Genomic DNA, 13,172 nt, shown 5'->3' on the forward strand with positions numbered 1-13,172 from the left:
ATTTTATCCGTTTCAGATAATCTGCGGTTTCGATTGCCGGACAATTTCTGTCGATTGCCGATCAATTTCAGCGGTCTTCTGTCCGGCGGCACAAAAACCGGCGAACCAGTCAGATTGCTGTGCGACTTCTGCCGGAGTGCCCTGCGCACAGAGATAACCGTTGTCCAGCACGATAACCCTGTCAGCCGCACGGGCAAGTGCCGGGCTGTGCGTCACCACAATCCGTGTCCCCGGAAACGAAGCCAGCAGACGGATGACGTTATCACGGCTGACCGCGTCGAGACTGGCGGTCGGTTCATCCGCCAGCAGTATCGCCGGTGCGGCTAACAGCGCCCGGGCCAGACACAGCCGCTGCTTTTCGCCCCCGGAAAAGCGATCGCCCTGTTCACCGGTATCGTCATCCAGTTGTGCCGCGGTAAGGTGCAGACCTGTTTTCCGCAGTTGCGCAAGCAATTCCGCATCGTCCGGGGTTGCAGCTCCCTGTAACAGTGACCAGCGCAGAGAGCCGCGCAGCAGCCGGGAAGATTGCGGCACCAGCTGACGGAACGATGCCAGTACCGTTTCAGACAGCGACGTCACCGGCAGATCGCCGTAGCTGACCGTTCCGCTCTGCGGATCAGCCGTCCGCGCCAGCAGGTGCAGCAATGTGGTTTTCCCGGCACCGGACGGGCCGGTAATGACGGTCAGACTGTTCTCCGGACAGGTCACAGATACCGCATGCAGCAACGTTTTTCCGTCATCAGACAGTGCTGTCAGCGACGCTGCCGAGACCCCGGCTGACTGCGGTTTTCCGCTGTGTGCCGGTGAACAGCGGGTTTCCCCCCTCAGTTCCTGTTCTGCCGCATTCAGTGCAGCCTTCGCCTGACGCAGCGCCTGATCAATATGGGAAAGCTGGTTCAGCGGCTCGATAAAACGGGCGATCAGCACCATCACCGCCAGCCAGCCGTTCAGTGTGATTGTGCCGTGAGAAACCTGCCATGCGCCTGCGATCAGAATTACGATAAAAATCAGCTGGATCAGCAGCCCGGATAGCAGGTGATACGGCAGGCTGCGGCGCAGAAGTCTGATTTGGGATTCATGCTGTGCCGACAGTGTCCGCTGTAATTGCTGTACCGCTCCGCTCATCTGACCGCTTTTGCGCAACAGTGCCTGATGGAATGCAAAATCGCCCAGCGCCTGCGCAGCCCCGGCACGGGCGCGGAGGAGCCCGGTTTCATCCCGTTTCAGCCGCTGCGCACTGAGGCGGAGTGCGGCAATCAGTATACCGGCGGTTGCGGCAAACAGGAGCGCCGTCACGGGGGAGTAAAACAGCAGACCGGTAACAATCGTCAGCGGTATCATGACGGTACTGATCAGCGGGGAAAGCAGATGCGCCGGAATCGCCGCCGCCGGGATAAGTGCTCCCGTCAGCAATTCCCCGGCGCTGTTATCCGGTGACAGACGACGCGGGATATGCCGGATCAGTGCAAGTGTCAGGCGGCGCATCACAGTTGTTCCGGCCAGAAAGCCCTGTTGCAGGGCAATATACTGTACGATCAGCGTGATAACGGACGCGATCCCCAGATTCCGCAGCGCCGGGAGCGGATCAGACGGCAGAGTCAGGATCACCGGGATCAGCAGTAATCCGCAGATCCCTTCAAGTACCGCACCGGCGGCCATCAGCAATACCGGTCCTTTCAGGGAATAAACCAGCGCTTTCAGCGGATCATGCTTCATGTTGTTTCTCCTGCTGCATAACAAATTCCCGGTATGCCGCGCACTCCGCCATCAGCTCTTCATGTGTGCCGGTTGCAGCAATCGTGCCGTCAGCCATAAACAGCATCCGATCCGCACGTCTTGCCAGCATAAGGTCATGTGTGACAATCAGCCGGGTTCCCGGACTGCTGAGCAGCGCATCAAAAATCATACCGGCGTTCTCCGGGTCCAGTGCGGATGTCGGTTCGTCCGCCAGCAGAAGCGGGCTTTGCGCAATCAGGGCGCGGGCAATGGCCAGCCGTTGCGCTTCACCGCCGGAAAGCTGGATATCGGTGCCGATCAGCGCATCAATCCCTTTCGCCTGTGCCGCAATCACCTCATCAAAACAGGCGGCAGTGACCGCATGCTGTATCTGTGATTGCGAAGCCTGCGGGTTAAACAGCAGCAGATTGTCACGCAGCGTGCCGGGCAGCGGCTCACTGTTTTGCATCACGATCGTCACCAGCTGGTTCAGCCCGGTATGTGACCATGCAGACAGCGGCCTGCCTGCAAGAAGAATATCGCCGGTATCCGGCAGCATAAAACGCGCAATCAGCCTCAGCAGTGAGCTTTTACCGGCACCGGACGGCCCGATAATCGCAACACTTTCCCCTGCCGTCAGCGAAAACGAGACATCACGCAGTACAGATGTCTGTGTGTGCCCTTCTCCGGCATGCAGTGAGATATTCAGTACCTCCAGCGGTACTGAACGCGGCAGCAGAGCGGCATTATCATACTGCCCGCTGCCACAGGTAATTTCCGGCTGCCGCAGCAACTGACTGATACGCGCGGCGGCACGGGCGCCGGCCTGCAATGCATCGGCGCCGTGCCCCATCGCCGCAACCGGCTCAGTAATACTGCGCAGCAGGAGAATAAACAGGATCAATGCCGGCGCAGATAATGTCAGCCCGGTCACAAACGCACAGAGAAGCAGCCAGACCGCCAGCAGAACCGAACTGAGCAGGATCTGTGCCAGTGCCGCCGGACGGCCGGTTTTGATGACCCACTGATGAAAAACAGACAGGAAATGTGACAGGGATAATTCGGTTTTGCGCACAATGCCGCGGCCGGGAAATTGCTGCGCAATCAACGGGTTTTCGGCCAGAGTCCGGTAATCACCGGATAATGCACGCAATGCGTTATCACGCTGAGCAAAAATATCGCGGCAGCGTCCGGAACGGGTCAGCCGGAAACAGTAAAATGCCCCGCACACCGGCAGCAGTGACAGGATCAGCAACAGGGGATTAATCAGCAACAGTAAAAGTACCGCCGGGAGCGGAACCAGTATCAGCCGGACAATATCGGCCGGTGCATGCGCAACCAGCTGATGCAGTGCGCTGATATCCTGCTGCACATACTGATCCACCCCGCTGCGCCCCTGCTGCACAAACCAGTTCAGCGGCAGATTGCGCATTTTCTCCGCCAGTTGCAGCCGCAGCCGGTAACTGAAACGGGCATCGGTGATGTGGGTAAGATGAAACGCCAGTGTCTGAGCCGCCAGCCAGATAACACCACCGGCCGCCGCAGCCGCCAGCCAGCCGTTATGGCCGGCCGGTTGTGCATCCGCCCACTGATACAGTGCCAGCCAGGGTAATAACGAGGCGATACCGGCGATCGTCTGAAAGAAAAGTGCTGTCGCCAGCAGGGTATAAAAGGGGCGCAACAACGCCCGTAAGTCGTGATACATGATGTTCTCCGCAGTCCTCTGCGGAGAGTAACGGACAGCCGGTTATGTCACCAGCGGCAACCCTTTCGTTTGCGGGGCTATTTCTTTCGCTTGCCGGACATTCAGTTACAAAAATGCCGTTTGCGCACATCCCCGGGCACCAATCCGAAGCGTTTGCGGAAAACCACCGAGAAATGTGCGGGGGTGTAACCCACATGATACGCAACGGCAGATATCGCCTCACCCTGCGTGGTCAGCATCTGCCAGGCCGTCTGTAAGCGCAGTTCCTGCAACCAGCCGTACACAGACTGACCATGCCTCTGCCTGAATCCCTGAGTCAGTTTACGGCTGTTCAGCCCGGTACGCAGCGCCAGTTGTTCCAGACACGGCGGGTTTTCCATTTCATCACGCAGGATCTCTTCCGCCCGTTGCAGGCCGCTTATTTCCCGGCGGCTGAGCGGTTTATGTGCCGCTACCGGTGCGGCTATCACCTGTTGCAGGCACAGTGCCGCGAATTCACCGGCTTTTCCGGCATAGTAGAGCGGTTTCAGTGCATCCTGAACCGTACTGTCAAACAATTGCCCCGCACAGGCAGCGATCCGGCCGCCGAGAGCGATATGGCGGAGCGACAGCGCCTGTCCGCTGCCGAAAACTGCCGGTAACAGAATCTGCTGCTGTTCAAGCCAGTCAGGAGAGAGTTGTAAGAGTGTGTAATGCAGGGGTACACCGGCTTTAAACCGATTCTGTAATGTGTAATTATCACTGCCCGCCGCAATAAAAACTGCCGGTGAATCGATCGTAATCAGCTGTCCGCCGGTGCTTTCGCTGTGAACCCGGCCGCTGTGAACAACGATCAGTTTGAGCCCCGCGTCATAACGTTCTTCCAGCGCAATATCATCGCTGACAGACATGATCCCCTGACGCAGCAGAATTTTGTCGCGGAAATGATATTCCGCCACCTGTTTATGCAGAGGCGGGATACAGGATAAAGATGCGTTTTCAGTCATAAGGCCCGGCCGTCGTCTGGTGAAATACCGGGCTATACTGGCAAAAAAAACATCAAATGACAATTATTATCATTTAAAACAGGAGACACGGATGAAACACCTGATAATGCTGCTGAGCCTGGCAGCGCTTTCTCTGCCTGCCGCCGCGGCAGATCAGAACAGTGCGGATGAGATGGAAATCTTTACGGATAATGCAGAAAACTGCATTTATTTCTCTGGTGAATGGGATGTATCCCTGCCGGAAGATCAGAAAAAAGATATCAGAAAAGCACTGGATGAAACCTGTCCTCCGGCTAAAGAGCAGCAGAAAGTATTGCGTGAAAAATACCGCAATGACCCGGAGATGCTGGCAAAAATTAATGAATTTGACCTCGGCCGGTAGTATCCGCCGTAAAAAAAGCGCCCCCGGTGCAGACCGGAGGCGCTTTTTACTCTGATGCGGCGGCACGTCAGGCGAAGATAGTTTTCTCTGCCGGAATTACCAGCAAAGCATCCTGCCAGCCGCAGAGTGTCAGGGCGGTCAGGGCAGATAATCCTTCATAGAACGGGCTTCCGCATCTTTCCTGCATACGCGCCAGATAAAAGCGCGCCCACGGCAGCAGATGTTCCGCCAGCAGTGAATTCAGGGCATCAGGACGGTTTTCCGCTGTCCAGGCCACCATCATCAGTAACAAACCGATGTGATCTTCCGGCTCATTCTGCGACAACGCAATATCCACCTGATGTGCACGCATCCATTCACGCAGGGCAACTGCGGAATCCCCGAACAGCACCTGCTCTTTATCCAGCCAGACAGAGCCCCACGGTGATGCGGGCAGAGCCTGCGGGCCGATAAACAGCCGCTGATACGCCTGCGGTAATGTTTCCTCCCCGCTGACAGCGATATTCAGTTTCTGCGCTGCATTCTGCTTTTGTGCGTCATCACCATACGGCCATTCCGCCACCCACTCACCGGAAGAGAGCAGTTCCGTTATCTGTGCGATTTCTGACGGCGGATAATAAAATGCCGCGCCGAGAATACGGGCCGTTAAGGCAATATCACTGACTGCTTGCTCACTCATAACTCAGGATCCCCGCAATAAAATACCGGCGTATCCTGCCACGATTTCCGGACGGAAAACAGTAACAGGATACGCGCTGACTGTATCAGGACAGATAGGCCATACCCACTGTCATGTGCAGCCCGTAGAAAATACCGCGGCCGATGATTTCCCCGGCCAGCACCAGGATAAAACCAGCCAGCATCATGATCACCGGCGGATTCGCCCGTTTCACCAGCGGCAGGATCCAGCAGGCCAGACCCAGAACCAGCAGAACCAGACGCCAGCCCATATACAGGCCGAACTCCGGCACCAGCGCGGATGCGCTCTGTACTGAGCTGCGGATAGAAGCCAGATCAAACGCCTGTGAGGTCACCGCAACCGCACTCGCCACCAGCGCGATAATACTCACCAGCGGCAGCCAGCTGATGCAGCGCAGGTCAAATCCGGCAATCCGCAGCAGCAGAGCAGCCAGTACCGGTCCGCCCAGCAGCGCTGTCAGCACAAAGTGGATTGTCGTGTACGGGGTGTGCCAGGTCGGCACCGTGGCAATCTGGTAAACCTGCGGAATGGCGTAAATAAAGACCACCGCCAGCACCATGACCACCAGCAGCCAGAGCTTACCAAGCGCCGCCGGCATTTTGTTCAGCACTGCCAGCAGCCAGTAGAAACCGCCTGCCGCGAAGAAGACCGAACCGGCCGCAATTTCATTACTGAGCGACGAACTGCCGAGGCGGTTAAACGCATTAAATGCGCGCAGCGGTGTGCCCATGTGCATCATGGAGAGCAGGAAACCCGCGCCCATCAGCACCCACAGGCCGAACATGCTGTAATGCACTTTACGGTTCATCTCCGGTGACAGTTTTCCGGACAGCAGCACTGCCGCCATCACAATAAACGCCCCTGCCACACTTTGCCCGATGGTGGTAAAGAACATCAGCGGCCATTCATGAATTCCCGATCCCATGTTATACCTCCTCCGGGTTCGCCAGATGGCCTGTGGTATCCCCGACAGGGCGGCTGTTGGCATTCAGTTTTAAAACGATATTCGGATGTGTGTATTCCGCAGACGGCAGCGGCGCGATTTCCGCCAGTGTGCCGTATTTGGCGCGCAGTTCCTCAATCGGTCCCATATCCAGTGCCCGCAGCGGGCAGGATTCGACACAAATCGGTTTTTTGCCTTCCGCGACGCGCTCATAACAGCCGTCACATTTGGTCATGTGGCCTTTGACCTCATCAAACTGCGGTGCGCCGTACGGGCACGCCATATGGCAGTAGCGGCAGCCGATACACACTTCCTCATTCACCACCACAAAGCCGTCTTCCCGTTTATGCATCGCACCGCTCGGACAGACTTTGGCACAGGCAGGGTCATCACAGTGGTTACAGGAGATGGAGAGGTAGTAAGCAAACACATTCTGCTGATACACCCCATCCTGCTCTGTCCAGTCGCCCCCCGCATATTCATAGATGCGGCGGAAATTCACGTCCGGAGATAAGTTTTTAAAGTCTTTACAGGCCAGCTCACAGGTTTTGCAGCCGGTGCAGCGACCTGAATCAATGTAGAAACCATATTGCGTTGACATAATTCGCTTCCTCAGGCCTTAACGACTTCAACCAGGTTGGAATGGGACGGATTCCCTTTCGCCAGCGGCGACGGGCGCTGAGTGGTTAACACGTTGATACTGCCTGCGTGATCGATACGATCACCGTCCGGGCTGTACCATGCGCCTTCACCCAGACCGACAACACCCGGCAGAATACGCGGTGTGACTTTCACATTAACGCGCACTTCCCCGCGATCGTTGAAGACCTTCACATTATCACCGTGCGCAATCCCGCGTTTCGCGGCATCAACAGGGTTAATCCACAGTTCCTGCGGACAGGCGGCTTTCAGCACATCAACGTTGCCGTAAGTGGAGTGCGTCCGGGATTTGTAGTGGAAACCGGTCATCTGTAACGGGTATTTTTCCTGAAGCGGGTCACCGGCATGCTCAAAGCCTGCGGAATAGACCGGCAGCGGATGGATCTCATCGCCGTCGTTCAGTTCCCAGGTATCACGGAGTTCCGCCAGCTGCGCGGAATAGATCTCGATTTTACCTGATGGTGTGGTCAGCGGATTGGCCTGCGGATCTTCGCGGAAATCACGGTACGCGACATGGTGTCCCTGCGGGTCACGTTTTTTGAAAATACCCTGTTTGCGGAATTCATCAAACTCCGGCAGTTCCGGCAACGCGGCGCGGGACTGTTCATACAGGTGACGCAGCCACTCTTCCTGGGTACGGCCTTCGGTAAACTGTTCACCGACGCCCATCCGTTTGGCGATTTCACTGGTCATGTCATAGATGTTGCGGCTTTCAAAGCGCGGGGCGATTGCCTGATCGGCAAAAATCACATACCCCATGTTACCTGCGGAAGCATCCATACAGAAATCCATCTGTTCGGAGGCGGTGCAGTCCGGCAGCAGGATATCGGCGTATTTGGCAGAAGAGGTCAGGTGGTTATCGATCACCACAATCATCTCGCACTTGCTCTCATCCTGAAGGATGTCATGGGTGCGGTTGATTTCGGAGTGCTGGTTTACCAGGCAGTTACCGGCATAGTTCCAGACCATTTTGATCGGCACATCCAGTTTGTCTTTGCCACGCACACCATCACGGGTGGCGGTCATCTCTTCGCCGCGCAGAATCGCATCAGTCCACATAAACATGGAGATACTGGTTTGCACCGGGTTGGTCAGCGTCGGCATGCGGACAAACGGGATGGCATAAGAGCCTTCACGCGCACCAGTGTTACCGCCGTTGATCCCCACGTTACCGGTCAGAATTGACAGCATGGCAATGGCACGGGATGCGGTTTCACCGTTTGAACGGCGCTGCGGACCCCAGCCCTGGGTAATGTAAGCGGGTTTGGCAGTCCCGATTTCGCGCGCCAGTTTCACAATCCGCGCGGCAGGAATACCGGTGATTTTTGCTGCCCATTCCGGGGTTTTCGCCACACCGTCCGGCCCCTCACCTAAAATATACGCTTTATAGTGACCGTTGGCCGGTGCACCGGCCGGCATCGTGGTTTCGTCATAACCGACGCAATATTTATCGAGGAACGGCTTATCCACCAGATCTTCGTTAATCATCACATACGCCAGTGCGCTGACCAGGGCGGCATCTGTTCCCGGACGGATCGGTATCCATTCATCCTCACGCCCTGCCCCGGTATCGGTATAGCGCGGATCGATGATAATCATACGGGCATCTGATTTTTCGCGTGCCTGCTCAACATAATAGGTCACACCGCCGCCGCTCATGCGGGTTTCGCCCGGGTTGTTACCGAACAGAACCACCAGCTTGCTGTTTTCAATATCTGACGGGCTGTTGCCGTCCGCCCAGCCGCCGTAGGTGTAATTCAGACCGGCTGCAATCTGTGCGGTACTGTAGTCACCGTAATGATTCAGATAACCGCCGCAGCAGTTCATCAGACGGGCAATCAGCGTGCCTCCCGGCGGCCAGGATTTGGTCATGGTACCGCCGAGGGTACCGGTACCGTAGTTGAGATAAATGGATTCGTTACCGTAATCGCGGATCAGGCGCTTCATCGTGTCTGCGATGGTATCAAATGCCTCTTCCCAGGTAATTCGCTCGAATTTATTTTCGCCGCGTTTACCGACACGTTTCATCGGGTATTTCAGACGATCCGGATTATATACCCGGCGGCGCATGGATCGGCCGCGCAGACAGGCGCGTACCTGATGCAGCTCTTCGTAGACATCATCACCGGTATTGTCGGTTTCCACATATCTGATTTCACCATCAACCACATGCATCCGTAACGGGCAACGGCTGCCGCAGTTAACCGTACAGGCACTCCAGACCACTTTTTCATCAGAAGCCGCCGCAGGTGCAGAGGTATTCTCAGCGGCAGATGCCGCATGGCTGAACGGAAGAGACAGGCCGCCTGCCGCAACCGCCAGACCGCCCGCCGCACCGGAGGCTTTGACAAACCCGCGGCGCGTCAGCGGCGCGGTGAACAACGACGTTTTTTTCATCTTTGTCATATACATTGCTCGCTTAATTGATTTTGTTATCGTTATTATTGTTATTGCCGGTTAACGGCTTATTGTCTGATCGCGACTGGTAACCATTCGCAATAAAGTATTTGAAATACAATAACCTGCATTTATTTTACGGTTTTACGATTCAGCCGGGTTGTTTTGTATCAAGAAATGAGCCTGTGAAACGCAGATTATTGATCCCGTTGGTGGCAGACAGCATCCGGTCATGGGAAAATGGCAGTCAGATTACTATGATGATCGGGAAAAGGAGTTAACGTTATCAGACGCAGCGCACTCAACTACCTGATAAACGGCGGGAAAACCATACCGCCGACAGTGAATGATCACTGTGTCAGGAAGAAACTCAAAAACAGTCAGTGTGATAACTGTGCCGCCTGCTGCCCGGCAGATGCGGTAACGTTCGGCTATCTTGATGTCAGAATTGATAACGACCGCTGTTTTCAGTGCGGAAACTGCCTGTTTGTCTGCCCGTCTGATGCGATTGAACACATACCTGTCCGCGAACGCAGCTATAACAATCACGGACAACTGGTGGTGGAAAAGAAAGAAACACCGGCCAGTGCGGAAGAACTGCTGGTCTGGCACCGGCAGTACCATATCCGCGGAATACAGATAACAGAGCCGGAAACCGATAACTGGCTGCCGGTGCTGGCGGAGCTCAATCTGCGCCTGAAAGCGCTCGGTGAGCCGGTCTGGCAACTGACCATCATCCCGCCGCCGCAAGTGGATACCGGAAAGCGCTTTGCCTTATTCCGGCAGAAAACCGTCAGTGCCGGGCTGAATACCGGCCGCGCCATAACCGGACTGAATGAACGTAAAAAACTCTGGCCGGATGACAGCTGGTTTGATGTGCGCCCGGATACAGAAAACTGTATTTTGTGTACCGCCTGCGCGGCAGTGTGTCAGGAGGGTGCGATCACGATTGCGGATAATCAGTTTACCGTGGATAAAACGAAATGCAGCGGCTGCATGAGCTGCCGCGATGTCTGTTTCCCGAAAGCGATTGATGTCATACCGCAGGCAGAAAAAAACAGTCAGCCGGTTCATTATGCGTATTTTGATGCCCGGTGCAGCAGTTGCCATCTGCCTTTTATGAGCTGGCAACCGGAACAGACATTGTGCCCGGTATGTCGTTCCCGCAAAGAAAAAGGCTGGCTGTAACGGATATAAAAAAAGCGCCGCTTCATTCCGGGGCGCTTTTTTCAGTTTAATCAGTCCAGCCGTTACAGCGGGCGGCGCACAAAACCAATTGCGTCGTGGACTTTATCCAGCGTGATCTGTGCACGGGCAGAGGCTTTCTCCGCACCTTCTTTCATCACCCGGTTCAGTAACACATCGTCGTTACGGATTTCGTGATAACGGGTCTGTAACTCTGTCAGCATACCGGAAACAGCATCTGCAACCGCGCCTTTCAGGTGACCGTACATCTGGCCTTCAAATTCCGCTTCCAGCGCTGAAACCGGTTTGCCGGTAACACCGGAGAGAATATCCAGCAGGTTGGAGACACCCGGTTTATTTTCCAAATCATAAATCACACGAGGCGGCTCTTCGGAGTCTGTTACCGCGCGTTTGATTTTCTTCGCTGCCGATTTAGGATCTTCCAGCAGTGCGATCAGGTTGTTACGGTTATCATCAGACTTCGACATTTTTTTCGCCGGGTCCTGTAACGCCATCACACGGGAACCGCCTGACGGGATAAACGGATCAGGCACCACAAACACATCACCGTAAATCGCGTTGAAACGCTGCGCGATATCGCGGCTCAGCTCCAGATGCTGTTTCTGGTCGATACCGACCGGTACCTGATTGGTCTGATACAGCAGGATATCGGCAGCCATCAGCACCGGATAGTCAAACAGACCGGCGTTGATGTTTTCGGCATGACGGGCGGATTTATCTTTAAACTGCGTCATACGGCTCAGTTCGCCGAAATAGGTGTAGCAGTTCAGTGCCCAGCCCAGCTGTGCATGCTGCGGCACATGGGACTGCACAAACAGGGTGTTTTTTGCCGGTTCCAGTCCGCAGGCCATATAGAGAGACAGCGTATCCAGAGTGCGTTTGCGCAGCTCTGCCGGGTCCTGACGGACGGTAATCGCATGCTGGTCGACGATGCAGTAAATGCAGTCAAAATCATCCTGCATTTTCACCCACTGACGCAGCGCGCCCATGTAGTTACCGATAGTCAGTTCGCCGGAAGGCTGTGCGCCGCTGAAAACAACGGGTTTATGTGCTTTGGTGTTAGTTCCGCTCATGATTATCCTTCCTGATGAGTTAACGGAGACAGCCCGAGCGCCGGTAACAGCCCGGCAAAGTCGGACAGTACGCAATCCGGGTTGCTGTCCGCAATCGGAATACCGTAGTTGTAGCCGTAGGTCAGACCGACACACGGACATTCTGCTGCCTGTGCCGCCAGGATGTCATTGCGGGAATCCCCGACAAACAGCATCTCTTCCTTACGCAGCCCAAACTCACCCAGCGTCAGGTAGAGCGGAGCCGGATGCGGCTTTTTATTCTTCACATCATCCCCGCCGAGAACGACAGAGAAGAAATCAGCAATATCCAGCTCTTTCAGCAGCGGGGCAATAAACGGGGTCGGTTTGTTCGTGACGATAGCCAGATCCATGCCTGCATCCGCCAGTTCCTGTAATACCGGCTTCACGTGTGCAAACAGCGGGCTGCCGGTTTTGACGGCATCGGCATAAAACTCATCAAATAACTGACGGCATTTCGCATGCAGCGCGGCATCCGGCGCAGAGCCGGTTGCCCACGTCAGTGCGCGCTCCAGTAGAATATCAACACCGTTACCAATCCAGACGGTGACATTCTCTTTCCCGGCTTTCTGATAGCCGAGTGCCTCTAACGCGCGGTCTGTGGCATCTGCCAGGCCGTGAATACTGTCAACCAGTGTGCCGTCCAGGTCAAATGCAACGGCTTTAATCCCTGTAAATTGCTGTACTGCTGTTTTCTCTGTCATGCTGAAACCTTTGTTAATTCTTTACGCATATCATCAATCACGGCTTTGTAGTCCGGTTTGCCGAAAATCGCGGAACCGGCCACAAACATATCCGCACCGGCCTGCGCCACTGCCGCGATATTTTCAGTATTAATCCCGCCATCCACTTCCAGACGGATGTCACGGCCGCTGGCATCAATGCGGCGGCGGACTTCTTCCACTTTTTTCAGTGTTTCCGGAATAAAGGACTGACCACCGAAGCCCGGGTTTACCGACATCAGCAGGATCAGATCCAGTTTATCAATGACATAATCGAGGTAACTGAGCGGCGTGGCCGGGTTGAATACCAGACCCGGTTTACAGCCGCATTCGCGGATAAGCTGAATGGTGCGATCAACGTGCTCGCTCGCTTCCGCGTGGAATGAAATGTAAGTTGCGCCCGCTTTGGCAAAATCCGGCACAATGCGGTCCACCGGTTTGACCATCAGATGCACATCAATCGGTGCGGTAATACCGTAGTCACGCAGGGCTTTACACACCATCGGTCCGATAGTCAGGTTCGGGACATAATGGTTGTCCATCACGTCGAAGTGAACCACATCACCGCCTGCGGCGAGAACCTTCGCGGTGTCTTCCCCCAGACGGGCAAAGTCAGCAGATAAAATGGACGGAGCAATCAAAAACTCTTTCATTCCTGTTTCCT

12 protein-coding genes are annotated in these 13,172 nt (G+C 55.4%); 2 read left to right on the top strand and 10 right to left on the bottom strand.

What is annotated here, in order from left to right; all coding sequences use genetic code 11:
- Positions 1–12 precede the first annotated feature (12 nt).
- From AAZR23_RS14930 to AAZR23_RS14940, 3 genes are all read right to left on the bottom strand, one after another.
- Complete coding sequence (locus tag AAZR23_RS14930) at positions 13–1,716, bottom strand: ATP-binding cassette domain-containing protein (protein ID WP_434693467.1); 1,704 nt, start codon at positions 1,714–1,716, stop codon at positions 13–15.
- A complete protein-coding gene (locus tag AAZR23_RS14935; protein ID WP_434693470.1) occupies positions 1,706–3,421 on the bottom strand; it encodes an ATP-binding cassette domain-containing protein in 1,716 nt (571 codons plus the stop codon). The genes AAZR23_RS14930 and AAZR23_RS14935 overlap by 11 nt, the downstream gene beginning before the upstream one ends.
- 101 nt (positions 3,422–3,522) lie before the next feature.
- Positions 3,523–4,407, bottom strand: a complete 885-nt coding sequence (locus AAZR23_RS14940) for an AraC family transcriptional regulator (RefSeq protein WP_369450878.1) — start codon at positions 4,405–4,407, stop codon at positions 3,523–3,525.
- A 91-nt stretch (positions 4,408–4,498) separates the two neighbouring features.
- Between AAZR23_RS14940 and AAZR23_RS14945 the strand changes: the two genes are divergently transcribed.
- Entirely contained in the window at positions 4,499–4,789 is a 291-nt protein-coding gene (locus AAZR23_RS14945; protein ID WP_052927230.1) for a hypothetical protein, read from the top strand.
- Between the two features lie 67 nt (positions 4,790–4,856).
- On the opposite strand, the gene dmsD is transcribed toward AAZR23_RS14945, so the two are convergent.
- From dmsD to dmsA, 4 genes are all read right to left on the bottom strand, one after another.
- Positions 4,857–5,468 carry a Tat proofreading chaperone DmsD gene (gene dmsD / locus AAZR23_RS14950; RefSeq protein WP_434693474.1) on the bottom strand — a complete coding sequence of 204 codons (612 nt, stop codon included), beginning with the start codon at positions 5,466–5,468 and terminating at the stop codon, positions 4,857–4,859.
- An 85-nt stretch (positions 5,469–5,553) separates the two neighbouring features.
- Complete coding sequence (locus tag AAZR23_RS14955; RefSeq protein ID WP_166706791.1) at positions 5,554–6,414, bottom strand: DmsC/YnfH family molybdoenzyme membrane anchor subunit; 861 nt, start codon at positions 6,412–6,414, stop codon at positions 5,554–5,556.
- A gap of 1 nt (position 6,415) precedes the next feature.
- On the bottom strand, positions 6,416–7,033 hold the full coding sequence (locus AAZR23_RS14960) for a DMSO/selenate family reductase complex B subunit (protein WP_046895077.1): 618 nt from the start codon (positions 7,031–7,033) through the stop codon (positions 6,416–6,418).
- Positions 7,034–7,044: 11 nt separating this feature from the next.
- Positions 7,045–9,498, bottom strand: a complete 2,454-nt coding sequence (gene dmsA, locus AAZR23_RS14965) for a dimethylsulfoxide reductase subunit A (protein WP_434693476.1) — start codon at positions 9,496–9,498, stop codon at positions 7,045–7,047.
- 333 nt (positions 9,499–9,831) lie between these two features.
- Between dmsA and AAZR23_RS14970 the strand changes: the two genes are divergently transcribed.
- Positions 9,832–10,677, top strand: coding sequence for a 4Fe-4S dicluster domain-containing protein (locus tag AAZR23_RS14970; RefSeq protein ID WP_348770392.1), 846 nt, complete (start codon positions 9,832–9,834; stop codon positions 10,675–10,677).
- Positions 10,678–10,739: 62 nt separating this feature from the next.
- On the opposite strand, the gene trpS is transcribed toward AAZR23_RS14970, so the two are convergent.
- From trpS to rpe, 3 genes are read right to left on the bottom strand one after another with little or no spacing between them, the layout of a single operon-like run.
- Complete coding sequence (gene trpS / locus AAZR23_RS14975; protein ID WP_046895080.1) at positions 10,740–11,768, bottom strand: tryptophan--tRNA ligase; 1,029 nt, start codon at positions 11,766–11,768, stop codon at positions 10,740–10,742.
- 2 nt (positions 11,769–11,770) lie between these two features.
- On the bottom strand, positions 11,771–12,490 hold the full coding sequence (locus AAZR23_RS14980; protein ID WP_046895081.1) for a phosphoglycolate phosphatase: 720 nt from the start codon (positions 12,488–12,490) through the stop codon (positions 11,771–11,773).
- A complete protein-coding gene (gene rpe, locus AAZR23_RS14985) occupies positions 12,487–13,161 on the bottom strand; it encodes a ribulose-phosphate 3-epimerase (protein ID WP_046895082.1) in 675 nt (224 codons plus the stop codon). The genes AAZR23_RS14980 and rpe overlap by 4 nt, the downstream gene beginning before the upstream one ends.
- Between the last annotated feature and the right edge of the window lie 11 nt (positions 13,162–13,172).

Source organism: Morganella sp. Je.2.23 (assembly GCF_051129855.1).
Classification (GTDB): domain Bacteria; phylum Pseudomonadota; class Gammaproteobacteria; order Enterobacterales; family Enterobacteriaceae; genus Morganella; species Morganella sibonii.